At 45.0% G+C, this 25,392-nt stretch carries 24 protein-coding genes; 19 read left to right on the top strand and 5 right to left on the bottom strand.

Annotated features, from left to right (window positions below; translation table 11 throughout):
* Positions 1-435 precede the first annotated feature (435 nt).
* The 3 genes from mbcS to rarD all read left to right on the top strand — a co-directional run bounded on the left by mbcS (position 436) and on the right by rarD (position 5,009).
* Positions 436-2,019: an acyl-CoA synthetase MbcS gene (mbcS, locus tag BHE18_RS14205; protein ID WP_071619197.1), complete on the top strand. Its 1,584-nt coding sequence runs from the start codon at positions 436-438 to the stop codon at positions 2,017-2,019.
* Between the two features lie 404 nt (positions 2,020-2,423).
* Positions 2,424-4,016 (top strand): amidohydrolase, encoded by a 1,593-nt coding sequence (locus tag BHE18_RS14200; protein ID WP_071619196.1) that lies wholly within the window; start codon positions 2,424-2,426, stop codon positions 4,014-4,016.
* 75 nt (positions 4,017-4,091) lie between these two features.
* Positions 4,092-5,009 (top strand): EamA family transporter RarD, encoded by a 918-nt coding sequence (rarD, locus tag BHE18_RS14195; protein ID WP_071619195.1) that lies wholly within the window; start codon positions 4,092-4,094, stop codon positions 5,007-5,009.
* Between the two features lie 45 nt (positions 5,010-5,054).
* On the opposite strand, the gene BHE18_RS14190 is transcribed toward rarD, so the two are convergent.
* On the bottom strand, positions 5,055-5,855 hold the full coding sequence (locus BHE18_RS14190) for an NAD kinase (protein WP_071619194.1): 801 nt from the start codon (positions 5,853-5,855) through the stop codon (positions 5,055-5,057).
* A gap of 152 nt (positions 5,856-6,007) precedes the next feature.
* On the opposite strand from BHE18_RS14190, the gene sppA reads away from it, so the two are divergent.
* The 8 genes from sppA to BHE18_RS14150 all read left to right on the top strand — a co-directional run bounded on the left by sppA (position 6,008) and on the right by BHE18_RS14150 (position 13,952).
* On the top strand, positions 6,008-7,018 hold the full coding sequence (gene sppA, locus BHE18_RS14185; protein WP_071619193.1) for a signal peptide peptidase SppA: 1,011 nt from the start codon (positions 6,008-6,010) through the stop codon (positions 7,016-7,018).
* A 77-nt stretch (positions 7,019-7,095) separates the two neighbouring features.
* A complete protein-coding gene (locus BHE18_RS14180) occupies positions 7,096-7,590 on the top strand; it encodes an RDD family protein (RefSeq protein WP_071619329.1) in 495 nt (164 codons plus the stop codon).
* Positions 7,591-7,714: 124 nt separating this feature from the next.
* Positions 7,715-8,437: a DUF2953 domain-containing protein gene (locus tag BHE18_RS14175; protein ID WP_083573803.1), complete on the top strand. Its 723-nt coding sequence runs from the start codon at positions 7,715-7,717 to the stop codon at positions 8,435-8,437.
* 15 nt (positions 8,438-8,452) lie between these two features.
* On the top strand, positions 8,453-8,929 hold the full coding sequence (ytfJ, locus tag BHE18_RS14170; RefSeq protein ID WP_071619192.1) for a GerW family sporulation protein: 477 nt from the start codon (positions 8,453-8,455) through the stop codon (positions 8,927-8,929).
* A gap of 404 nt (positions 8,930-9,333) precedes the next feature.
* Complete coding sequence (tpx, locus tag BHE18_RS14165; RefSeq protein WP_071619191.1) at positions 9,334-9,834, top strand: thiol peroxidase; 501 nt, start codon at positions 9,334-9,336, stop codon at positions 9,832-9,834.
* A gap of 129 nt (positions 9,835-9,963) precedes the next feature.
* Positions 9,964-10,950, top strand: coding sequence for a class I SAM-dependent methyltransferase (locus tag BHE18_RS14160; protein ID WP_171910711.1), 987 nt, complete (start codon positions 9,964-9,966; stop codon positions 10,948-10,950).
* 810 nt (positions 10,951-11,760) lie between these two features.
* Positions 11,761-12,954: an acetate kinase gene (locus tag BHE18_RS14155; protein ID WP_071619190.1), complete on the top strand. Its 1,194-nt coding sequence runs from the start codon at positions 11,761-11,763 to the stop codon at positions 12,952-12,954.
* Positions 12,955-13,115: 161 nt separating this feature from the next.
* On the top strand, positions 13,116-13,952 hold the full coding sequence (locus BHE18_RS14150) for an EcsC family protein (protein ID WP_071619189.1): 837 nt from the start codon (positions 13,116-13,118) through the stop codon (positions 13,950-13,952).
* Between the two features lie 42 nt (positions 13,953-13,994).
* Here the strand turns inward: BHE18_RS14150 and BHE18_RS14145 are convergent, their stop codons facing one another.
* A complete protein-coding gene (locus BHE18_RS14145; RefSeq protein ID WP_141771889.1) occupies positions 13,995-14,291 on the bottom strand; it encodes a hypothetical protein in 297 nt (98 codons plus the stop codon).
* A gap of 250 nt (positions 14,292-14,541) precedes the next feature.
* On the opposite strand from BHE18_RS14145, the gene BHE18_RS14140 reads away from it, so the two are divergent.
* Positions 14,542-15,756 (top strand): argininosuccinate synthase, encoded by a 1,215-nt coding sequence (locus BHE18_RS14140; protein WP_071619187.1) that lies wholly within the window; start codon positions 14,542-14,544, stop codon positions 15,754-15,756.
* A complete protein-coding gene (gene argH / locus BHE18_RS14135; protein ID WP_071619186.1) occupies positions 15,753-17,147 on the top strand; it encodes an argininosuccinate lyase in 1,395 nt (464 codons plus the stop codon). Before BHE18_RS14140 ends, argH begins: the two co-directional genes overlap by 4 nt.
* A 43-nt stretch (positions 17,148-17,190) precedes the next feature.
* On the opposite strand, the gene BHE18_RS14130 is transcribed toward argH, so the two are convergent.
* Positions 17,191-17,643, bottom strand: a complete 453-nt coding sequence (locus BHE18_RS14130) for a universal stress protein (RefSeq protein ID WP_071619185.1) — start codon at positions 17,641-17,643, stop codon at positions 17,191-17,193.
* Positions 17,644-17,746: 103 nt separating this feature from the next.
* On the opposite strand from BHE18_RS14130, the gene BHE18_RS23260 reads away from it, so the two are divergent.
* Positions 17,747-17,905 (top strand): hypothetical protein, encoded by a 159-nt coding sequence (locus tag BHE18_RS23260; protein WP_171910708.1) that lies wholly within the window; start codon positions 17,747-17,749, stop codon positions 17,903-17,905.
* Positions 17,906-17,949: 44 nt separating this feature from the next.
* Here BHE18_RS23260 and BHE18_RS14125 read toward each other — a convergent pair whose 3' ends face one another.
* The gene (locus tag BHE18_RS14125; RefSeq protein ID WP_141771877.1) at positions 17,950-19,287 is read right to left on the bottom strand and encodes a purine-cytosine permease family protein; all 1,338 of its coding nucleotides are present in this window, start codon (positions 19,285-19,287) and stop codon (positions 17,950-17,952) included.
* 414 nt (positions 19,288-19,701) lie between these two features.
* On the opposite strand from BHE18_RS14125, the gene ald reads away from it, so the two are divergent.
* From ald to BHE18_RS14105, 4 genes are all read left to right on the top strand, one after another.
* The gene (gene ald, locus BHE18_RS14120) at positions 19,702-20,820 is read left to right on the top strand and encodes an alanine dehydrogenase (RefSeq protein ID WP_071619183.1); all 1,119 of its coding nucleotides are present in this window, start codon (positions 19,702-19,704) and stop codon (positions 20,818-20,820) included.
* A gap of 577 nt (positions 20,821-21,397) precedes the next feature.
* The gene (locus BHE18_RS14115; protein WP_071619182.1) at positions 21,398-22,078 is read left to right on the top strand and encodes a metal-dependent hydrolase; all 681 of its coding nucleotides are present in this window, start codon (positions 21,398-21,400) and stop codon (positions 22,076-22,078) included.
* Positions 22,079-22,194: 116 nt separating this feature from the next.
* Positions 22,195-22,446 (top strand): hypothetical protein, encoded by a 252-nt coding sequence (locus BHE18_RS14110; RefSeq protein WP_328585885.1) that lies wholly within the window; start codon positions 22,195-22,197, stop codon positions 22,444-22,446.
* Between the two features lie 108 nt (positions 22,447-22,554).
* Positions 22,555-23,871, top strand: a complete 1,317-nt coding sequence (locus tag BHE18_RS14105) for a CBS domain-containing protein (protein WP_071619180.1) — start codon at positions 22,555-22,557, stop codon at positions 23,869-23,871.
* 47 nt (positions 23,872-23,918) lie between these two features.
* Here BHE18_RS14105 and BHE18_RS14100 read toward each other — a convergent pair whose 3' ends face one another.
* The gene (locus BHE18_RS14100) at positions 23,919-24,224 is read right to left on the bottom strand and encodes a YtpI family protein (RefSeq protein ID WP_032087355.1); all 306 of its coding nucleotides are present in this window, start codon (positions 24,222-24,224) and stop codon (positions 23,919-23,921) included.
* Between the two features lie 93 nt (positions 24,225-24,317).
* Here BHE18_RS14100 and BHE18_RS14095 point away from each other — a divergent pair, with 93 nt between their 5' ends.
* Positions 24,318-25,256, top strand: coding sequence for a DHH family phosphoesterase (locus BHE18_RS14095; RefSeq protein ID WP_071619326.1), 939 nt, complete (start codon positions 24,318-24,320; stop codon positions 25,254-25,256).
* Positions 25,257-25,392: the final 136 nt, after the last annotated feature.

Genomic DNA, 25,392 nt, shown 5'->3' with positions numbered 1-25,392 from the left:
GCGGGGTCTCACCTAACACGCTTTTCCCGCAGGAGTCTTCGTCTTGCACTCCAATCAATTGCTGGATGCACTGCATACTAATAAGCACACACATATAAATTAAATAATTTATTTATATAGTATCCAGTTTATTTTCAACCGAAATATTGGTCCGATTAATTATTAGAATTACAGAGTGGATTGCAGCGGAAGGCACTTGACTCCGACGGGAAATAGAGGAAAAGTTAAGACCCCACAGGCGGAACGCCGAGGAGGCTTAACTTCCTCCCCGCGGAAAGCAAGTGCCTGAAGCGGAAAGGAACGCACCAACTTTTAATTTGAAAATTAATTGAGTCCATTAGTGAGTATCTATTGTTTTAATTGAAAATGAATAATTTAAAAAATTAAAATTATTTTGTATAATGGAGGTGTAAGTACAAACAAGGGGGAATTCGGATGGACAGACATGAATTAATTGCACCTGAAAAGTACAACTTGGTTGAAGAAGTGGAGAAGTTTGCAAGTGATGAGAAAAAGTTTGCGCTTAAATGGCTGAATGAAGTAGGCGAAAAGAAAGAAATTACATACAGCCGCCTGATCAAGGACGCTAATAAAATTGGGAACGTTTTCTTGGGCTCCGGCCTGGAAAAAGGTGATGTAATCCTGGTGATGGTCCCAAGATTAATAGAAGCATATGCGGTTTACCTTGCAGCCTTAAAATCAGGAATGGTGGTCATTCCAAGTTCAGAAATGCTGCGTACCAAAGATCTTGAATATAGAATAGAACACGGGGATGTAAAAGGAATCGTCGCCTATGCACCATTCATCGGACAGTTCGAGAATGTGCGCGGGATGGACAAGCTGCAAAAATTCGTCATCGGCGAAAAGCAGGAAGGCTGGATCACGGTCGAGGAAGAAATGAAGAACGTTTCCGGGGAATTGCGGTTTGCTGACACTGCAAGGGATGATATGGCTTTCTTGTCATACACTTCAGGGACGACAGGAAATCCTAAAGGAGTCGTACATACACATGGATGGGCATTCGCCCACCTTAGAACGGCCGCCAAAGGCTGGCTTGGAATTGAAGAAGGAGATACTGTCTGGGCAACTGCGGGACCGGGCTGGCAGAAGTGGATCTGGAGTCCGTTCATGTCCGTCCTTGGCTCCGGAGCGACTGGACTTGTTTATCAAGGTAAATTCGAACCCAATAAATATTTACAGCTGCTTCAGGACAACGATGTAAACGTCCTATGCTGCACACCGACGGAATATCGCCTGATGGCCAAAGTCGATGATTTGGGATCGTATGATCTTTCACCGCTGCACAGTGCTGTTTCGGCAGGGGAGCCATTGAACAGGGAAGTCATCGATGCGTTCAAGAAGCATCATGGCATTGAAGTTCGTGACGGTTACGGCCAGACAGAAAATACGCTTCTCGTGGGGATTATGAAGGGCATGGAATTGAAACCGGGATCAATGGGCAAGCCTACACCGGGAAACAGGGTGGAAGTAATCAACGAAGAAGGCCAGCCTTGTGAAATCGGGGAAGTAGGGGACATCGCCGTTCACGTTGAAACACCTGCCTTATTCAAGAACTATTATAAAGATCCTGAAAGAACGGCCATGCAGTTCAGGGGTGACTATTATATCACCGGAGATAAAGCGAAGAAAGATCAAGACGGTTATTTCTGGTTCGAAGGCAGGGGAGACGACATCATCATCTCCTCCGGTTATACAATCGGACCGTTCGAAGTAGAGGATGCACTTGTAAAGCATCCACTTGTACAGGAGTGCGCTGTAGTAGGCAGCCCTGATGAGGTGCGCGGTCTGATCGTAAAAGCCTTCGTCGTACTGCGTGAAGGCGTTGACCAGAACGATCCTGAGCTTGTCCCGCAGCTGCAGGAACACGTAAAACAGCTGACAGCACCATACAAATATCCGCGCAAGATCGAATTCGTCAAAGAACTGCCAAAAACAACATCAGGCAAAATCAGAAGAATCGAATTGCGCCAAAAAGAAATGACCTCGGTCAAAAACTAAATATATGTAAGTAAGATACAGAGAGCCTCCTTGAATAGGTTCTCTGTATTTTTATGAATTTAGAAAGCAGGATAATTATATTTAGGAATCCCGGCACTAGTTCGTAGGCAAGACGAAACTCCTATTAGAAATGGGGAAGGCTTTGCTCAGAGACGTGTGGCATGGTCAAGAAGGCGTTCTTTGCCTTCCTGTCCGGTTTGGCTTATCTAAGCCTTGAAGATGGACATCTCTTCACCCGTCAATAAAGAGAGGAGGCTCACGGGGTCACCCGCGGAAAGCGAAGTCTTGCACGTAAATCATAAGCGGATTTTAATGAACTTTCTGAAATCCTCCCACTTCCCGACTCATCCTATAATATGGTACATTTGAAACAGAATTTTCTTACAAGAAAGGAAGCTTCCAAGATGGGTACATTATGGACAAATGGAAAAATCTATACAATGCAGTCGGAAGGCCACATGGTCGAAGCCGTCTATACAGAAAACGGGTTCATTAAGGACTTGGGCCAGGCAGAACAATTAAGGAACAAATATACAATAGAAGAAACAATCGACTTAAAGGGGGGCGTAATGTTCCCGGGGTTCGTAGACAGCCATATGCACTTGATCGGCCACGGGGAAACCCTCTTGCGCCTTGATTTGTCACAGATGACCAGCAAAGAAGAGGTACTGAATGCCGTAGCTGACAAAGCAGGTAAGCTTCCTGCGGGCCAGTGGATCTTCGGGGAAGGGTGGAATGAAAATCTTTGGGACGGAGCGGAAGTCATTACAAAAAAAGAATTGGATAACGCTGTTCCGAACCATCCTGTCCTGTTAAAAAGGATCTGCCGCCATGCCATGGTGGTCAACTCCCTTGCGTTTAAAGAGGCAAACATTGATGAGGAAACCCCTGATCCTGAGGGAGGATTGATTGAAAAAGGTGATGATGGCAGCCTGAACGGATTATTAAAGGATAAAGCCCAGGACCTCATGACAGCAGCCCTTCCCCCTATTTCATCAAACTATCTGGAAGAAGCCCTGTCAAAAGGTATAGAGAGCTGCTGGGAAAATGGCCTTGTCGGAGGACATACAGAGGATTTAAGCTATTACGGAAATTTCAACAAAACGTACAATGCGTTCAAACAAACGATCAACGATGACAATAAAAAATTCAGGGCCCATCTACTTGTGCATCATGAAGTGATCGATGATTGGCATGAAGAAGGACATCATTTTCTTGGAGGAAATGAATTCATCGAGTTCGGAGCCATGAAAATCTTCGCCGATGGCGCCCTCGGAGGCAGGACGGCCCTTCTCAGCCATCCCTATGCAGACGAACCGGATACAAAAGGTGTCAGCATCCATTCTCAGGAAAAGCTTCTAAAGCTTGTTGAAAAAGCAAGAAGCCTTGAGCTGCCGATTGCCGTCCATACGATCGGAGATCAGGCATTCGAGAATGTCGTGGATGCCATCACGGTACACCCGTCTAAAAAATTGAGACGTGACCGTTTGATTCATGCACAGATTCTCAGGGAGGAACTAATAGAAAAAATCAAAGGACTCCCCCTCATATTGGATATCCAGCCGCGTTTTGTCGCTTCTGATTTCCCATGGGTCATCGACAGGCTCGGGGAAGAAAACATGAAATACAATTATGCCTGGAAGACCTTGCTGGACAGAGGCATACACTGTGCAGGCGGGTCGGACGCACCGATCGAACCCGTCAATCCTTTATGGGGCATCCATGCCGCAGTCACAAGGACGAATCCTTTGGATCCGGAAAAGACCGTACATATTCCTGAAGAAAGCCTCTCAATGTATGAAGCGATTTCTCTTTTTACCAAGGGAAGCGCATATGCATGCCATCATGAAAACGACCGCGGCATGATCAAAGAAGGATATACGGCCGACTTCACCGTCCTTGAAAAAGATCCATTCGAGTCTGATTCGGATGAATTGCTTGAAAAAATCGTATTCATGACAATAATCGATGAAACAATTGTTTATACAAAAAAATAAAATGATTGCCCCTAAAACGTTTCCCCGATATAATGAAGTTATTTCGGAAATGGAAATAGTTTGGGGGTGTTTTTTATGAAGCAGAATGAACAGACAGGAATGATATACACAGCTTTTTCCTATTTTCTATGGGGAATACTCCCGATTTACTGGAAATGGTTAAACCATGTATCAGCTGACGAAATCCTGGCAAACCGGATCTTTTGGTCTTTCTGGTTTATGCTTTTATTTTTATTTTTCACGAAGAGATGGAAGGCTTTCACTTCCTACATAAAGACCTCGTTGACAAAGAAGAAGCAGCTGCTTGCTTTATTGCTGGCCTCACTGTTAATCAGTGCCAACTGGTTCATTTATATCTGGGCAGTGAATACGGATCAAATGGTGGAAGCGAGTCTGGGGTACTATATTAATCCTCTTGTCAGTGTACTGTTAGGGGTGTTCATACTAAAAGAAAGTTTGTCAAAAGCCCAAGTCGTTTCGTTTATCCTGGCGGCTGCTGGTGTTTTGATCCTCACATTCTCATATGGGGATTTCCCTTGGATTGCGATGGGGCTCGCCTTCTCCTTTGGTCTTTACGGTCTAGCCAAGAAAATGATCAAAGTGGATTCTGCAATCGGCCTGACACTTGAGATGATGACGATCGCCCCCCTTTCGCTTATCTATATGGGATATTTGTACTCGGAGGGAACACCCTCGTTATTCACCATCTCATGGGGAACGGATCTTCTCTTGATGGGGGCCGGGGCGGCCACGGCCATTCCGCTGCTTTTCTTCTCAAAAGGGGCGCAGCAGATCCCGCTTTATATGGTTGGGTTCCTGCAATATATCGCGCCGACGATCACATTGATCCTCGGTGTCATGGTCTATGGGGAAACATTCTCATTCACCCATTTGATCTCGTTCATGTTCATTTGGGTTGCACTCGCCGTTTTCACCGGTTCGCGTATCCGGTTTGCAAGGAAAAGAAGAAGGGAAGCGAAGCTTTCTGCATGACAGTGAAAAAGCTCCGGGCATATGCCGGAGCTTTTTTACTTTAGTTTATAAGAAGGAACGTTTTACTTTCTCCCAGAAGGAGTTGTCCTTTAGTTTTACGGTTTTAATGATTTTATCACTTAATCTTGCTTCTACTTTCTCCACGTGCTGGATGCTGAGTGCTTCATTGTCCATCCCCATCGCAGGGTAGTCATTTCCATCCTGTACAATCTTCAATTCCAGGCGGCGTTTGTCGCTGAGGATGAAGGACGATCCCAGAGTACGGTACCGGTTGTTGTTCAGCGAAGCCATTTCGCTTACCTGAAGACAAGGGATCATTGGATCGACGACCGCTCCGCTGACGGATTTATTATACGCTGTACTGCCTGTGGGAGTGGCGATGATCATGCCGTCCCCCCTGAATGTTTCAAAGTGGATATCATCAATGAAGACATCCATTACGAACGTCTTGATGATTCCTGACCGGATGCTGAATTCATTCAGGCAATGAAAAGAAGTCTGCTCGTCCACCGTGACTTCAATGGTTGGGTATTTTCTTACTTCAATTTGCTCTTTCGTCATGGCATCGATCATTTTGGATGTATCATCGATATGGAAATCGCAGTACATGCTCAGAGTACCGCCTGTCGAGATGCCTGCATACAGGCAGTCCTGTCTGAAGCCTGTTTTCCGCACAGCCTGAAGGAACGTACCGTCACCGCCTACACTCACGATGATGTTTGCTTCTTTATGGGACTGGACGATATTGAAATTATAGCGGTTTGCCAAATCATATAGTTTGTCGAGCTTGGGCTGGATGGCTTCATCTCTTAATACGTAAAAATAAATATTCCTGCGATTGTTCATTTCTATGTACCTCCCAAAATTTAGTAGGATAATTTTTCCCATTCCATCAAAAGTCTGCTAAAATAACTTTGTGAATATTCTATCATGATTTGCCATGAGAATGATATTCATATCCTTACATAAGATAGGATAAACAAGGGAGGAATATACTTATGAATGCGAAAAGATGGATCGCCCTGGCGATTGCAGCAGGTCTGTTCTTTGTCTCCGTTGTGGTTAATTTCGCCACTTCAGCTTTGACAGGGGATTTCAATAAGGCGTTTGATGAGGTGCTTGGCGGCACCGAGCAGGCTTTTGGGGAAGAAATCATTGAGGATGGAAACATGCAGAAGAGAATCGCGGTGCTTGAGGTGAATGGGGTCATCCAGGATACCGGGGATGCAGCGTCCATGTTCCAGAGCCCAGGCTATAATCATGAACAGTTCATGGAAAAGCTGAATACCGTCCAGGAAGATGATTCGGTAAAAGGGATCATCCTTAAAGTGAATTCACCGGGCGGAGGAGTGGTTGAAAGCGCTCAAATCCATTCCAAGCTGGTTGAGATCATAGAAAAATCGAAAAAACCTGTTTACGTTTCGATGGGCAGCATGGCGGCTTCAGGAGGATATTACATATCTGCACCTGCAACGAAGATCTTTGCAAGCAAAGAAACATTGACCGGTTCACTGGGAGTGATCATGCAAAGCATCAATTACTCCGAGCTTGCCGAGAAATATGGTGTTGATTTCGTGACGATCAAGAGCGGTCCGTATAAAGATATCATGAGTCCGACAAGGAAAATGACAGAAGAAGAAAGAAAGATCCTTCAAACAATGATCAATAATTCGTATGAAGGCTTTGTGGATGTCATCGCAAGCGGACGTGATATGTCGGAAGCAGAGGTGAAAAAGATTGCAGATGGAAGAATCTACGACGGCCAGCAGGCGAAAGATGCCAACTTGATTGATGAGTTCGGATATATTGAAGATGTCATCTCGGCGATGAAGAAAGATCATAATCTGAAAGGCGCTGAGGTTTTTGAATATACCAGCGGCGATCCCTTCTCAGAATTATTCAGCATGAGCGCCAAGAAGATGATCGGTAAGGATTTTGAAGCAACCGCATTGATGAAGCTTCTGTCACAGCCGAATGCCCCGAGATTGATGTATCTATATTCTGAGTAGGGAGGGTGAATGAATTGAGTGAAAATCAAGATGCACCTCGTGTACGCGAGGAGGAAACCATAGAGAAACATGATGAAATGACTTCGCATCACTCCGTTATCCATACGCCTCCGCCTTATAAGGAGACAAGGGGATATTTTCTGGCAGGTTTCTGGCTGAGGGTGTGGGCTTATCTGATTGATCTGATCGTCATCGGCAGCATCACACGGCTTATCGTGAAACCCGTGTTCAAAGTCCTGGATATTTCACTGGTGGAAGGTTCGATGTTTGCGCCGATTTCCATTCTTTCTGCCATCGTCTTTTACGGCTATTTTGTCCTTATGACAAAGTTCTTCAGTCAGACGATCGGTAAAATGGTACTTGGAATCAAGGTGATTGACTTGAAAGGAAGCCGTCCGACGTGGGGGACTGTCATCTTCAGGGAATTGATCGGCCGCTTCATTTCGTCTACCATTTTTATTCTTTATATCGTAGTGGCATTCACCACTAAGAAACAGGGAATACATGATTTATTTGCCGATACAACGGTTGTTCAGGAGAAGAAGAAACTAGAATTCTCACCAGCTGTGTAGGTAAGATGCCGCTCTATTCATTAGGGCGGTTTTTTTGTTGTCTTTTTTGGGGGGAACAAAAAAATAATCAGGAAAGGACCGTTTAATTTTTCTTCCATCGGCCATACTGAAAAGTTGAAGGGTTGTGAAAAAATTGAGTGGTTGGGTATGGGCATTACTCATTCTATCTGCATTACTGGTTGTCATCATTATTCTTATTATCATAACGAAATTAACGATCACCCTTTCTTTATACCACGGTAATGATAATGACCATTTCAAGGTTAAGCTCCGGGCATGGTTCGGCTTGCTGAGATATACGATCGATGTCCCAATGGTCAAGCTTGATGATGACTCTCCGAATATCGTGGTGGAAGAGAAAAAAATGAGGGGGAAGGAAAAAGCGCCCTCAAATGAAAATGAATCCAAAAAGAAGATCTCTCCGAAAGATTTTATCAATAGCCTGCATGATACGAAAGAAATTCTTACCCATGTAAAAGGATTACATAAAATCATCCGTGCTTTCTTGAAAAAAGTGAAAATCGATCATATCCATTGGAAGACGTTATTCGGAACAGGTGACGCTGCTTCCACCGGTACGATGACAGGGGCGATATGGGGCTTGAAAGGAAGTATCATCGGCATCATCAGCGGATATATGAGGCTTCAGTCACCGCCGTCGGTCGAAGTGATTCCATCCTTCCAGAAAGCCATCATCCAGACTCATTTTTCATGTATTATCCAGTTTCGGATAGGGAATGCTATCCTAGTAGGTTTCAAGATACTTCGGTTCTGGAGAGGCGGCAAAGCGGATTTCAAGGCGTTGTCTCTTTCCGGGCTCTCAGAAGAGGAACAACAATCAGTTTAGCGAGGAGGACTAGAAATGTCTGAACATCCGATTGAAGGTCTTATGACCACTGCAATGGAAAATTTAAAAGAGATGATCGATGTAAATACAATCATCGGCGATCCAGTTGAAACGCCTGACGGCAGCGTCATCCTGACGGTTTCAAAAGTAGGTTTTGGGTTTGCTGCAGGCGGAAGTGAATTTAACATCGACGGCAAAAGCAAGAAAGGTGAATCTGAAGGAGGAAAAGGCGGCAGCGACGGTGATGGCTCATCGAAGAAGCAGCCGTTTGGCGGAGGTAGCGGGGGAGGAGTCTCCATCACACCGATCGCATTCCTGATTGTCAGCTCAAGAGGAATCAAAATGCTGCATCTTGACGAAAGTACACACCTCTTGGACCGCCTTCTCGACCTCGCCCCGGGTGCAATCGAAAAAATCCAGGGCATGATGAAAAAGAACGACCAGGGAAGCAGCCATCAAGGAAACGGCCCAAAACAGAATATGGATTTCTAAAAGAACTTTTTCTTAAGGGGGCTGACTCTGTTGTCAGCTCTTTTTTGATAGAACCATAATAATTACGAGGATGGTGTATGAAGGTATTCCAGCAGTTGATTGGAGTGCAGGACGAAGACTCCTAAAAGAAAAGCGGAAGGGCTATGAAGAGAGGCGTGTGGCATAAGACGAATCGACCGAGAAGGCGTTTTGCCTTTTTGGTCCATTTAGCTTATGAACTCGAGGGGCTAGCGCAGGATCTGCCGTGGAATGCCAGGAGGCTCACCGGCCGCCCGCGGAAAGCGAAGTCTTGCACGGAAATCAACTGAGGTATTTTAAACATCCCGACCCTTATCAGTTGCGTTGTACATCCGATTTTCTGTACTATGAAACTGTACATACTATTCACTGAGGAGGAACAAATAATGGCAAACATTACATTTAAGAACAACCCTGTAACACTGCTCGGCAGCGAAGTGAAAGTCGGGGACAAAGCACCTGATTTCACCGTCCTTGCAAATGATTTATCAGAAGTGACTCTGAATGATTCAAAGGGTAAGGTTCGTTTGATCAGTGTCGTTCCTTCAATTGATACTGGTGTTTGTGATGCACAAACAAGAAAATTCAACGAAGAAGCAGCAAAGTTTGATAACGTTGAAGTATTGACCGTTTCAGTCGACCTGCCTTTCGCGCAAAAGCGCTGGTGCGGAGCGAACGGAATTGAAAATGTCCAGACACTTTCCGATCACCGTGACCTTTCATTCGCTGAAGCATACGGCGTCCATATCCAGGAACTGCGTTTGCTTGCACGTGCCGTATTCGTTGTCGACAGCAGTGATGAAGTCACTTATGTGGAATATGTGAGTGAAGCAACCAATCACCCTGATTACGATGCTGCAGTAGAAGCAGTGAAAAATGCGAAATAATACAACTCATTAGAGAAAAAGGGACATGCTGACCTGCCACCGCTGTATGGTCAGCATTGTTGTTTTTACAAACTGCCCGCGGGCGGGTAAGATAGAGGACAGAAAACGTTGGTAAAGGAATGAATGATTATGATCAATTCGCCAGTCGAATCTCTTTTCGCGATCATCGATGAAACGTCACAGCTTCTTAAGGAAGAGCTCGCATGCAGCTATCTTGAAGCCGTGGCCGAAACAGGGGAAAACCTTTTTCAAGGGGAGATCCTTCAAGATGAAGTAAGCGAACTCACAAAAAAACGTCTACATAAAAAATATGAAGAAATCAAGATCGGAAGCTTAGAAAATGAGGATATCCGCAAAGCTTTTCAGTTTGCCATCCTCAAGGGTATGAAAGAAAACGTTCAGCCAAATCATCAGATGACCCCGGATTCCCTCGGGTTATTTATCAGCTTCCTCGTCAATAAATTCACTCAGGGCAGTGAAAAGCTTACTGTGCTGGACCCGGCGATCGGAACCGGGAATCTTCTGACGACCGTGTTGAATCAGATGCCCCACGTCGAATCCGACTCCATCGGGGTGGAGATTGATGATGTACTGATCAAATTGGCTTATGTGGGGGCCAATCTTCAGAAGCATCCGCTGCAGCTTTTTAATCAGGACGCCTTGGAGCCTCTTTTCATCGACCCGGTAGATATCGTCCTGAGCGATCTCCCGGTTGGATACTATCCGAACGATATCAGAGCCGGCGATTATGAATTGAAAGCGGAGGAAGGGCATTCTTATGCACATCATTTGTTCATCGAACAAAGTCTGAAGCATACGAAAGAAGGCGGCTACCTGTTTTTCATCGTCCCGAATGCGCTGTTCGAATCACCGCTCAGCAGCCAGCTTCATTTATTTTTAAAGGAAAAAGTGAACATCCAGGGCTTCCTGCAGCTGCCTCTTTCACTCTTTAAAAATAAGAACTCGGCCAAAAGCATCCTGATCCTGCAAAAAAAGAAAGAAGGTCTGAAGGCGCCAAAGGAAGTCCTGCTTGCGACTCTTCCAAGCCTCTCGAATCAGCGTGCATTAGAAGATATACTTGGCAAGATCGACCAGTGGCTGGTTGAAAATAAATAATACATGATTGGAGATTGTTCTTAATTAGAGCAGTCTCTTTTTTGTGTTACGATTGCTTATCCACCATTGAAAAATCCTGTGTGGATTGGAGCGGACGGCACTTGACTCCGATGGGAGACAGAAGAAATGTTGAGATCCTGCAGCGTATGGGCGAGCGGCGGAGAAAAGGATGTAGATTTTTCGACATGGAGGGTGCAATTAATTTTTTGAGAGGTCGAATTAGTTAGTTGAAGGGTAGAATAGGCTCGACAAAGGGTGTAATCGTCTTCCTAAAGGGTGCAAATATTTGAATGAAGGGCAGAATCAATCATTATGCTTACTAAAAATTCTTATCGGGCCAGGATACAGACTGCTGCCAGGGAGGGATGGCGCAATTATTATGATTCAGGCGCAATAATCCGGAAAGTGGCGCAATTATTCGGTTTCCGGCACAATAACCCACTACGGGTGCGCAATCCCATTCTTAAATAGACCCAAAACTAGACTATTCAAGTACAAGCATGATGAAAGGAACCCTTTCCGCAGTGCGACTTAGGAGGCTCGACTTCATCCGCAGGGAATCTTGTACCTGGATCCCAAAGAAATGGACGATTAATAAAAGTTTAAAGCATTCGTTAATGCGGTAAAAAAAGAAGGAATCCATTTGGAATTTTGTGAAAATATTTAATTTAACATGAAAACGATGTCATTTCAAGCTTTTTCTTGAAATAGGAAGTAGACAGTGATTAAATGAGAAACTGAGAGATAAAAAGTGATTCTCTGAACACAATATAGATAATCAAGATCCTAAATTTAAAGGAGCGATACATCGTGGCAAACAAAATCATTGCGATCAATGCTGGAAGCTCATCTTTGAAGTTTCAGCTTTTCGATATGCCAGAAGAAACAGTTATCACAAAAGGACTTATTGAGCGTATTGGCTTGGACAATGCGGTTTTCAACATATCAGTGAACGGTGAAAAGAAAGAGGAAGTAACGGATATCCCTGATCACGAAGTAGCGGTCAAAATGTTATTGGACAAGCTGACTGGCTTCGGCATCATCGGGTCTCTTGATGAAATCCAGGGAATCGGACACCGTGTCGTACACGGAGGGGAAGTCTTTAATGAGTCTGTCCTTATTACGGATGAAGTGATTGAAAAGATCGGTGAACTTTCAGATCTTGCCCCGCTTCACAATCCTGCGAACCTTACAGGTATCAAAGCATTCAAGAGCGTGCTTCCGAATGTACCTGCAGTAGCGGTATTCGATACAGCTTTCCATCAGTCCATGCCTGAAAGCTCATTCTTGTACAGCCTTCCCTATGAGTATTATGAAGAGTTCGGCATCCGTAAATACGGATTCCACGGTACTTCTCACAAGTATGTATCTGAAAGAGCCGCTGAAATGCTTGGACGTCCGAAGGAGCAGGTGCGCCTGATTTCCTGCCACCTTGGTAATGGTGCGAGTATCGCTGCCATCGAAGGCGGAAAATCAATCGATACGTCCATGGGCTTCACACCGCTCGCAGGTGTAGCGATGGGGACCCGTTCAGGAAACATCGATCCGGCATTGATTCCATTCATCATGGAAAAAACAGGTTCAACAGCGGAAGAGGTACTGAACATCCTGAATAAAAAATCAGGGATGCTTGGTGTATCTGGATTCTCAAGCGACCTCCGCGACATCGAGCAGCAAGCATCTGAAGGAAACCAACGTGCAGAACTTGCCCTCGAAGTATTCGCGAACCGCATCCATAAATATATCGGTTCCTACGCTTCACGCATGTACGGGGTGGATGCGATCGTATTCACTGCCGGCATCGGTGAAAACAGCACGCTTGTCCGTGAAAAAGTACTGCAAGGCCTTGAATTCATGGGTGTATACTGGGATCCTGCACGCAATAACGTGCGTGGGGAAGAAACTTTCATCAACTACCCGCATTCCCCGGTAAAAGTCATGGTCATCCCGACGAACGAAGAAGTCATGATCGCCCGTGACGTTGTTGAAAAAGGAAACATTTAATATCGGCTGAATCAAACAGGACCTCCATATTGATGGTCCTGTTTTTTTGCCGTTATATAATAGAAGATTAAATTACAGAAAATTCACTTTATATTTTTATCGGGGACAGAAAATTGTATGATATACTTATACTAATTTAGTAACTGTAAGGAGTGGAAGTCATGAGCTGGTCCGATCGGGATAAACAAGTTTGGCAGTCAATCAACTCGTGGAAAGAAGGCTTGTATGAATATGAAGCGAATGATTTGGAGCATACATATGTAAAGTGGCTGGATTACGCTTTTGAGTCCATCCCCCAGGATGTCCAGGAACAATTTTTTCAGCGTTTGGACGGCTGGCTGTTCCACATGCATTCCCTCATCCAGGGATCGCAGATGCAAAATGATGCAAGGGAACGCATCCTGGTAACGGCCAGGGCATTCAACCAGGATATTGAAACGATAGAAGATCTTCAATACCTCACAATTGATCAGCTTCATTATATAGCCGAGCAGCATGCCGGACGGCACCGTATTTATTCATTGTTCCAAGGCGGATTCACAGGTACAGGCGGACTTGTGGCTCTTGGTTCAGATTTGCCGGCAATGGCTGTCATCAATCTCCGTTCAGTGCAGCTGATTGCAATCACATACGGATCTGATGTCCAGACGCCGTTTGAAATGATGACAGCATTGAAGGTGTTCCATGCCTCCACCCTTCCATCAAGACTCAGGGCACTTGCCTGGGAAGATTTGATGGAGGATTTGAACAAGAAGGATTCGAATTATTTTTATGATGGATCGGAACAGCTGACCGATTATACATGGCTCGAAGGTCCGATGAAGCAGGCATTCAAAGCACTTGCGATCACCTTGTTCAAAGGAAAGAAGTGGTCGGGTCTCCCGCTTGTCAGTATGGCGGTCGGTGCAGGTGTGAACTATCAGCTTTCCCGTAAAATCACTGATTTTGCAGAGAAATATTATCAGTATCGTTATCTGCGGTTGAAGAAAAATCAATAGAGATGGAATAAGCGGCATGGCCAACAGGCCATGCCGCTTATTTTACATGTAGGGAGAGGTACGATACCATATCCACAGATCATTGATCTGAGATGCTTTCTCGGATATTTCGCTGTTCAGCCTGCAAGATTCCTCAAAGTCTTCTTCTTCACCGAGGCGGGACTGCAGCTCTTCAATTTCCTCATCAATCTCCCCGATCCGGTCAGGAATGGCTCCTCTTATTCTTTCCCACTCGAGAAGGATGGCTTCCTTCAAATGAGATGGATACATGCTCCACTCCTTTGACAGGCATGGAAGATCTATTTTCAAACGTCGATTGTATGAAAAGTGACTGCTGATTGTACTCATATAACTCCTGAGTTCTCCTTTTCCAAGTTTATATCGATAATTAAATCCTACATTAATTTCCCACGCAAATCCATTCATACTGAAGATCACGAATACAGCCCATAAAATATTTATACAAATTCATGAATAAGTATTGAAAAACTGAAGAGAAGTTGTTAATATAAATTCATTCAAAAGAATAATTATTCATTTTCACTTTCAAATACTCAATTTATATAAACAACAACTGGAGGGAATAAGATTGAACAAAAAAGTGGTTTTAGCTTATTCAGGTGGTTTGGATACGTCAGTGGCAGTGCAATGGCTGAAGGAAAAAGGATATGAAGTCATCGCCTGCTGTCTGGATGTCGGTGAAGGGAAAGACCTTGATTTTGTTAAAGAAAAGGCGCTGACGGTCGGTGCATCGAAAAGTTATGTAATCGATGCAAAAGAAGAATTTGCGAAGGATTACGCACTGATCGCACTGCAAAGCCATGCGTTATATGAAGGGAAATATCCTCTCGTTTCAGCCCTATCAAGACCTTTGATTGCAAGTAAACTTGTTGAAGTGGCAGAAAAAGAAGGGGCCGCGGCCGTCGCACACGGATGTACGGGAAAAGGCAATGATCAGGTGCGATTTGAAGTTTCCATCCAGGCATTGAATCCGGAGCTGGAAGTGATCGCCCCTGTGCGTGAATGGAAATGGTCACGTGAAGAGGAAATCGAATATGCAAAAGATAAAGGAATTCCAATTCCAATCAATCTCGACTCTCCTTACTCCATCGATCAAAACTTGTGGGGAAGAAGCAACGAATGCGGTGTATTGGAGAATCCCTGGACGGCTCCTCCGGAAGATGCGTATGATCTTACCAGCAGCATCGAAGAATCACCGGATACAGCAGATGTGGTGGAAATTACATTTGATCAGGGTGTACCGGTTGAATTGAACGGACAGAAGAAGCCGCTGGATCAATTGATTTCTGAATTGAATTCAATAGCAGGTAAACACGGGGTAGGACGCATCGACCACGTGGAGAACCGTTTAATCGGAATCAAATCGCGTGAAGTGTATGAATGCCCGGGCGCTGTCACTCTCCTGAAGGCACATAAGGAACTTGAAGATTTAACGCTTGTGAAAGAACTGGCACATTTCAAGCCGGTCATCGAGAAGAAAATGACTGAGTTGATATATGAAGGCCTCTGGTTCTCACCGTTAAACCAGGCATTAAAAGCTTTCCTTGATCAGACTCAAGTGTATGTCAATGGAGTGGTACGAGTGAAACTGTTCAAGGGCCATGCCATCGTGGAGGGAAGAAAATCACCGAACTCACTATATGACGAAAATCTGGCTACGTATACAAAAGCGGATGAATTCGATCATGATGCTGCGGTTGGTTTCATCAAACTCTGGGGACTGCCGACAAAGGTTTCCTCTGTCATCAACAGCTCTGAGAAAAAGGAGAAAGTGACTCTATGAGTAAGCTGTGGGGCGGACGATTCACAAAAAAACCGGAGGAGTGGGTGGATGAATTCAATGCATCCATCTCATTCGACCAGCAATTGGTCTTTGAGGATATAGAAGGCAGCATCGCCCATGTAACCATGTTGAAAAAATGCAGCATCCTGTCAGTGAAAGAAGCAGATCAAATCCTTCAGGGGCTTCATACGCTGCATGACAAGGCATTGAAACAGGAATTGGATTTTTCAGTGGAGTATGAGGATATCCACTTGAATCTTGAGAAACTATTAATTGATGAAATTGGCGAAGTCGGGGGTAAACTGCATACTGGAAGAAGCAGGAATGATCAGATCGCCACCGATATGCATTTATTTTTAAAGCGCAGGGTGCAGGAAATCATTGAACTGATTGATGAACTGCAGGAAGGGATCATCCTTCAATCCGAAAAAAACGTGGAAACGATCATACCTGGTTATACGCATCTGCAGCGCGCACAGCCGATTTCGTTCGCCCATCATTTAATGTGTTATTTCTGGATGCTTCAGCGTGATAAAGAGCGATTCCAAGATTCACTTAAGAGAATTGATCTTTCACCGCTTGGTGCAGGGGCGCTCGCCGGGACGACATTCCCGATCGACAGAGCATATTCGGCTGAACTGCTCGGTTTCGATTCATATTATGAAAACAGTCTTGATGCAGTCAGCGACCGTGATTTCATCGTTGAATTCTTGAGCAATGGATCGATCTTGATGACGCATCTCTCCCGGCTGGCTGAGGAGTTCATCCTCTGGTCAACGGAAGAATTCCGATTCATCGAACTGGATGACAGCTATACAACGGGAAGCAGCATTATGCCCCAGAAGAAAAATCCTGATATGGCTGAATTGGTCAGGGGGAAGACGGGGAGAGTCAACGGCAACCTGCTTTCCTTACTGACAGTCCTAAAAGGGCTTCCGCTTGCCTATAATAAAGATATGCAGGAAGACAAAGAAGGGATGTTCGATACGGTCAAAACAGTTGTCGGGTCATTGAAGATCTTCAATGGGATGGTGCGTACGATGACCGTCAAACAGAAGAGAATGAAAGAAGCTGTGTCGAATGACTTTTCAAATGCAACGGAACTCGCTGATTATCTGGCAGCCAAAGGAGTTCCTTTCAGGCAGGCTCATGAAATTGTCGGCAAGCTTGTCCTCCATTGCATCGGTGAGGGATATTATTTGAAAGATGTTCCACTCGAAGAGTACCAGCAGCATTCACCATTCATCGAGGAAGATATCTATACCATCCTGGAACCGTACGCTGCGGTTGAGAGACGGAATTCTTACGGCGGCACAGGGTTTCAACAGGTGAAAGCCCAAATTGATAAAGGGAAATCACTTTTAAAATCAACAGAAACGGCAAACAAATAATAAATAAAGAGAGGCGGGGACCCGCCTCTCTTTATTTTGTTCTTTACTCTTCTTTTTCTTCTGTCCGTACAACAAGGACATCGCAATGAGCAGCGCGGGTGATATGCTCTGAGACGCTTCCAATCAGAAAACGTTCCACGGCATTCAATCCGGTGGCACCGCATATGATCAGGTCTGCTTTAATGTTCTTGTTCGCTTCTCTGGGGATGATCACTTTAGGAGAACCATATTCAACATACGTTTTTACCTTTGTAACGCCTTTGCCGGCCGCTTCTGATTTATATTCCTGCAGAAGCTCCTCGGCATATCGGATCGCCCGCTCACCGACAGTACGGTCATATGACTCGATTGCAGCAAATGAACGGGTATCGATCACGTGAATCAAGGATAGTATGGCGTCATTACGCTTTGCGATGGCAATCGCTTTCTGGAAAGCCCATTCAGCTTCTTTGGATCCATCGACGGCTACTAATATGTTCTGATACTTCAAACTCATTGTTATCCCCTCCTTATCTTTATCATACTATATTTTCCCACTTATAGCCCGTGGCGGAAAATCGAACAATATAGAGGAAAATATCTGATAAACAGGGGGAATTATGATGAAGAAAAAAGATCCGAAAGAACAGTTTACGTACGAAGATCAGGGAAGCATGGAAGTAAGCCAGCAAATCATGAACTCGTATACGAGCGGTGTCATTGATACGGAAAACGGATACTATAATACCTATGAAGATCATGGTGAACAAGAGCAATAAAAGCTTAAAAATGGCTGGTTCTCATTCGTGGACCAGCCATTTTTCTATCCAAGTTTCTTTTCCAGAAGGGTCGAATTCCCTTTGAATAGCGTGCGTTTTGCTGCCGCATAAAGGGCGGTTGTAAGGATAAAGGAAAGGAAACCGGGTGAATAGGATTCCGGAATCAGAATATATGATAAAATCCCGATGACGAGCACCCATAAAGCTTCTTTGTTATTAGTGGATGTCCCGTTAAGAAGACCCAGAAGAGACCTTTCGGTTAATGTTCCTTTTTTCACGAGCAGATAATCAGAAGTCACAATCGCCGAAATGGGAATGATCAATATGCCAAGGAGTGATATATAGCCCTGTGCATGTGAAACGAGCGACGGGATGCAGCTTAATAGAATTCCTGCTGCCCCGAAAACAGCAGCGCTTTGAATCCGTGAGAGCGCCGGAAGGGCATTAAGGAGGCTGTAGCCCCCGGTATAGGCATTGCTGAGGTTGATCGAAATCATTGAAACCATCGCACACAGGATGATAATGACTAACAGAATGAGCGACGAGGTGAGGTCACTTGCCGCGACAAACGGATTCAAATCACCGAACAGGCTCGCACTCAATCCGCCGAGCAAAGCAGTCATCATGAAACCGGCCACATTTCCTCCGTACAATCCCCAAAAACCATGGGCACTGGTTTTACTATAGCGTGTAATATCAGAAGAAGCACTGACACCAGATATATATTGAACAAATATAAGACTTGAATAGAAAAAGAATGCAGCTGCCCCCGTATCTTTTGTGCCTGTGGTTAATGGAGTTATGTCCCCGGCAAGACCTTCTGTTATAAATAGATAAAGAATGACAAGCTGTCCCAGTACCAAGATTGGAATGAAATATTTGACCGCTCTTTTTACCGCATGGAACCCGACCAGTGCAAGAAGCGTCATGATGAGCGCCAGCCCTGCTGCAATCGGAATGAAAGGCAGTGAAATACCTGTGAGCTTTTCTACGCTCGACAAAAGGACATACGTTCCGCCGATGGTTTGAACACTGAACCAGTAAAGCGATGTCAGTGATCTGATCGGAGAAGCGACACGCATGGAAAGTTTCGTACCGATCAAGGCTCTCAGTACATATTGAGCCGGAAGCCCGTGTCTTGATCCCGGCAGCGAAAGAAATGAAACAAACAGAAACGCTGCAAGCGCGCCCAATACGGTACAGGTGAAGGCGGCGGCGAAGGACAGGCCGCCTTCAGTAACCGCCAGTGCAGGAACAAGAAAGTTTCCGGCATTGACCGAAAACGCAAGCTGAATGATGAAATATTCCTTCCACGTTGTTGTCTTCTGCCCAGCCGGAACCGGCTCCAGACCAAGCCTCTCAATCACAGGTTGTTTAACCATAGAAGTCTCCTTTGTATGTATTTTGCTTTTCAACATATTATAAAGCTGAACTTAAGTATAAGCATGCTGATATAATAGGTTGTTCCAGCATTGCTTGCAGTGGAAGATGAAGACTCTAAACCATGCAGATGAACTTTTGAGAAATGTCACCAGCAGCCCGCGGAAAGCGGAGTCTTCCACGAAAAGCATAAGCGGTAAATTAACAATGTTATATATTTTAAAGAATATTTGCAAAAAAGAGAAGAAATAAACATTTATAATTTTGATTTAAAATAGAGAAATTTTAATATTTATTTGTTAAAATGTAAGTGCTTACAGAGAAGCGAAATTCTCTTAGCTATTATATAAGGAAAATGTTATATTTATGAAGTGATGCTCTGAGAGAGCAATTGTGGATTAAGGAGGTAGGCATATATGCGTATTGGTGTGCCAATGGAAATTAAGAATAATGAAAACCGTGTAGCGATGACTCCTGCCGGTGTTGTGAACCTTGTTCAATTCGGACATGAGGTGTTTATCGAATCCGGAGCAGGAATGGGTTCAGGCTTTACAGATGAAGATTACACTGCTGCAGGCGGACAAATCGTAAGCACTGCATCGGAAGCATGGTCGATGGATATGGTCATGAAGGTAAAGGAGCCGCTTCCAAGCGAATATTCTTATTTCCGCGAAGGGCTGATTTTATTTACATATTTACATCTTGCACCGGAACCTGAACTTACAAAGGCACTAATCGACAACAAAGTCGTAGCGATTGCTTACGAAACAGTTGAAGTGAACCGCTCGCTTCCGCTTCTGACTCCTATGAGTGAAGTGGCTGGACGCATGGCGACTCAGATCGGTGCCCAATTCCTTGAGAAGATCCATGGCGGAAAAGGGGTTCTTCTATCAGGAGTGCCTGGTGTGCGCCGCAGTAAGGTAACGATCATCGGCGGAGGGGTTGCCGGAACGAATGCTGCTAAAATGGCTGTCGGACTCGGAGCCAATGTAACCATCCTTGATTTGAATCCCGACCGTCTGCGCCAGCTGGATGATATCTTCGGAAGCGATGTTACTACGCTTATGTCCAACCCATTAAATATCGAACAAGCTGTAAAAGAAGCAGACCTTGTTATCGGTGCCGTCCTGATCCCGGGAGCGAAAGCACCTAAACTGGTAACAGAAGACATGATCAAGTCAATGACTCCTGGATCAGTCGTGGTCGATATCGCAATCGATCAAGGCGGTATCTTCCAAACGACAGACCGGATCACGACTCATGATGATCCTACTTACGAAAAGCATGGTGTCGTCCACTATGCCGTTGCAAATATGCCGGGAGCTGTACCGCGTACTTCCACGATTGCATTAACGAACGTGACGGTTCCTTATGCAATCCAAATCGCAACAAAAGGCTATAAACAAGCCTGCCTTGAAAATGAAGCCCTTCTTAAAGGGGTCAACACACTGAATGGTTATGTAACCTATCAAGCCGTCGCTGAAGCACACGGACTTGACTACTCAGACACAAGAACACAACTTGAACAACTCTAATACACCAAAGCCGGCCGCAGACACTATTTCTGGGCCGGTTTTTGTTTTCTAAATTGGTTCTGTTCTTTTTTTACATTAGATCATTCCTTTCCCCTCCAATACACTCTGTTTTATAAAAATAAGATGTATGTAAACAGAACATCATTAAGTTTACGAATGAAAAACTACAACTTGTATACCCAATTTAATAAACTTGGTAATTATATATATAGATAATTTATATATTTAAATCGTTCTAGCAGGTGATTGGAGTGCAAGACGAAGACTCCTGCGGGAGAAGTGGCTTATGTGAGACTTGTCCAGCTACGGGGCTTAGAGGCACATGTCATAAGTCAAATCGACCAAGAAGGCAAAGAACGCCTTCGTGGCCACCCGCCTCTCTTCAAAGCCCCTCCGCTTTTCTTCCCGCAGGCTTGCCGAGGAGGCTCACGGGTCACCCGCGGAAAGCGAAGTCTTGCACGGAAATCAACTGCGGCATTTATAGGTAGATTGTAGATGAATTTAGAAAACTTCTTTTAAAACCATAAAAATCCGGGTATATCAATCTATATACAATAAAGTTTCAGGAGGAGTTAGAATGAAAGTATCTTATCATGGACATTCAGTAGTGAAAATCGAAACAAATGGCAAAACGATCCTGATCGACCCATTCATCAATGGGAATGAACTGACGGATCTTAAAGCAGAAGACGAAAAACCGGATGTGATCATCCTGACACACGGACATAATGACCACGTGGGAGATACGGTTGAACTTGCAAAGAAAAATGATTCTCTCGTGATAGCGAATCATGAACTCGCGACTTACCTCAGCTGGCAGCTGGTCAAAACGCATCCGATGCACATCGGGGGTGCATATGAGTTTGATTTTGGAAAAGTGAAGTTCACCCAGGCGTTCCACGGTTCAGGGCTCATCACAGACGGAAATGAAATCATCTATATGGGGATGCCGGCCGGCCTTCTGTTGTTCATTGAAGGTAAGACAATCTATCATGCTGGTGATACCGGCTTATTTTCAGATATGAAACTGATTGGGGAAAGGCATCCGATCGACCTGGCATTCCTGCCGATCGGGGATAACTTCACAATGGGACCAGAGGATGCCGCTGAAGCTGCACGCTTCCTGAAGCCGAAAAAGGTCGTCCCGATTCATTACAATACCTTCCCGCCAATCAAACAGGACCCGCATAAATTCGTAGAAATGCTGGATGGCTGTGAAGGACAGGTCATGTCTGCGGGGGACGTAATCGAATACTGATGAATAAGAGAGTGATGCATAGAGGCTGATCCGGCCTGTGCATCACTCTCTTTTATATTTTTATACAATATCCCGTCCTCCTCCTGCATATAAATGAAACAAGCATAGAGAGGAGGATGACTGTGAAAAAACAACGATATATACTTTGTCTGCTGCTGACAGGTGCGCTGTTGTATTATGCAGCTCCGCGATTATCCATTGAAGCCGGCGGACTCGAGGGAATCTTCGCCATCGGGTGGCTCGTACTCGCAACCTTTGTAATCGCCGGCAACCTGGCTGCCCTGCTCTTCAGCCCTGCCAAAGCTTCTAAAAGGGTTAAAGGGAAGACATCGGATTCCCGAAAAAGGAGACTGCGTTCCTTCGGGTAATGATGCCACATTAACCAAACTTCCGTTAAACCCTTGATAAAATTGAAACCCCAAGCTTTTCACATTATAATGAAACTAAGCAGGACGTAAAAAAGAAGGGTGAAAAGCTTGGCAACCAAACATGAACAAATTCTTGAATACATAGATTCCCTCCCCGTCGGCGAGAAAATATCCGTCCGCCAGATCGCAAAGGCACTGAGTGTCAGTGAAGGAACAGCGTACAGAGCGATCAAGGATGCGGAAATAAAAGGCTATGTCAGTACGATCGAACGTGTCGGAACAATCAGGATTGAACAGAAGAAGAAGGAAAACATCGAAAAACTCACCTATGCCGAAGTCGTGAACATCATTGATGGGCAGGTTCTCGGGGGAAGGACAGGCCTTCACAAGATGCTCAATAAATTCGTCATCGGTGCGATGAAGCTTGAGGCGATGATGCGTTATACAGAAGCTGGTAACCTGCTGATTGTCGGAAACCGGACAAGGGCGCATGAACAGGCGTTAAGAGCAGGGGCAGCCGTCCTGATCACTGGCGGTTTTGACACTGAAGATGAAGTGAAAAAGCTTGCAGATGAGCTCGAACTCCCGATCATTTCCACGTCCTATGATACGTTTACGGTTGCGGCCATGATCAACCGTGCAATCTATGACCAGCTGATCAAAAAAGAAGTTGTCCTCGTGGAAGATATTTTGACAAAAGTAGACAATACCGCATATTTACATATTAATGATACGCTTGAAGATTGGTATGAGAAAAATCAATATACGTTTCACAGCAGGTTCCCGGTCGTCGATCAGAACATGAAAGTGCATGGGATGGTGACGTCCAAGGATGTCATGGGGCAGGAAAAGCATATCGGGATCGATAAGATCATGACCAAACAACCGATTACGGTCAGCAAGAAGACAAGTGTTGCTTCCGCCGCCCACATGATGATTTGGGAAGGCATCGAGGTCCTGCCGGTTGTCAATGAACAGAACAGGCTGCAGGGAATCATATCACGACAAGACGTCCTGAAGGCGCTTCAAATGATCCAAAGGCAGCCCCAGGTGGGGGAAACGATCGATGACTTGATCAGCAACGGAGTAGAGGCCGGGGAGAAAAAAGGGGACAAGGAGATTTACCGCTTTGCCGTCACCCCGCAAATGACGACCGGGCTCGGGACCATGTCATACGGCGTCTTTACGACTCTCATGACAGAAGCCGCAAACCGGGTGTTGAAGCCTTATAAAAAAGGAGATCTTGTTGTAGAGAACATGACCATCTACTTTATCAAGCCCGTACAGATGGAAAGTATGCTTGAAATCCATCCGAAGGTACTTGACGTCGGGAGGAAATTCGGTAAGGTGGACGTTGAAGTATACAGTGAAGGAGTCCTTGTAGGTAAATCGCTCATGATCTGTCAGCTGATCGACCGGCATTAGGACAAAAGAAAAGACCGGGATCCCCATCCCGGTCTTGCCGCCAAAAATCAATTTCCGTTCAGTTCCTTTGCTTCACGCTCTGCATACGGAAGTACGTGCCTGTAATATTTGTAACCGGCCCAAATGCTTCCCAGCCCGATCAGGATGAACAGGGCCCCAACGATATACGTGACCGTACCAGGGAATAAGACAAGCTGATTGACACCGAATAAAGTTACGAACAAGCCAAGAGCCATACTTGCCTTTGCAGACAGCCATTTTTTCTCCATCGGCCGGTTGCTTCTGACTTGCTTAATTTTGTAGAAAATATAAAAAGCAAATGCTAATGTAATGAAAAAAGCGAGAAAATACATAATCCTTATCCTCCAGTGCTGGCTTTCTCGCTACTATTTTACAGGTAAGAGTACAGATTGCCAAATGAAAATTTCGTGAAAAAGGAGATCCTTATGAAAGAACAGATCCTTGATTTAATCAAAGAATATAAAAACATCATCATCCACAGGCATGTGCGTCCCGATCCCGATGCCTACGGTTCCCAGGGAGGCCTTGCCGAAATGTTGAAAGCTTCCTTCCCTGATAAAAATATATACTCAGTCGGGCTGGAAGAAGAAACCCTTCATTATCTGAACCGTCTTGATCTGATTGAAGATGAGGTCTTCGAGGGGGCACTCATCATTGTCTGCGACACTGCCAACGAAGAACGGATCTGTGACAGCCGATACAAGCTGGGGGAAAGACTCGTGAAAATCGATCATCACCCAAATGAAGATGCCTATGGTGACCACTTATGGATCGACACGTCTGCCAGTTCCGTCAGTGAAATGATTTATGAATTCTACCAATTCGGAAAGGATAAAGGGCTCGTACTCCCTGATCATGCCGCGCGCCTTTTGTTTGCCGGCATCGTCGGCGATACGGGAAGATTCCTTTATCCGAGCACGACCCAGAAAACGTTCGATATCGCGGGTGAACTGATCCGGTTTGATTTTGACAGGAACGACCTGTTCAATAAGATGTATGAAGTCGATTCGAATGTCTTGAAGCTGCAGGGCTTTGTGCTCCAAAACTTTGAAATGGATGAAGACGGTTGCGCGCAGATGGTTATGTCCAAGGACATCCTCGAGCAGTATGACGTTGTTCCTTCCGAGGCATCCTTATTGGTGAGTTCACTGGGTAACGTGAAGGGGATCAAAGCATGGGTCTTCTTTATCGAAGAGGATGACCAGATCCGTGTCCGTCTCCGTTCAAAAGGTCCGGTCATCAACACCATCGCAAAGAAATACAGCGGCGGAGGGCATCCGCTCGCGGCAGGCGCTTCCATCTATTCATGGGAAGAGAAAGAGGATGTACTGCGGGATTTGCGTGAGGCTTGCCGGGGTTATTAAGGATTTGAGACATATTCGTATTAAAAGCTCCCTATTACCGGGAGCTTTTTTGTATTTTTGATGTGTTAAAAAATGTGGTGTGAGAAATGTCTTGTGTTGATCGATTCTAATATAGATATAGGTAATAAACCCCGAT

Source organism: Rossellomorea aquimaris, assembly GCF_001877785.1.
Lineage (GTDB): Bacteria > Bacillota > Bacilli > Bacillales > Bacillaceae_B > Rossellomorea > Rossellomorea aquimaris_A.
This window is presented reverse-complemented; position numbering and strand designations above follow the sequence as displayed.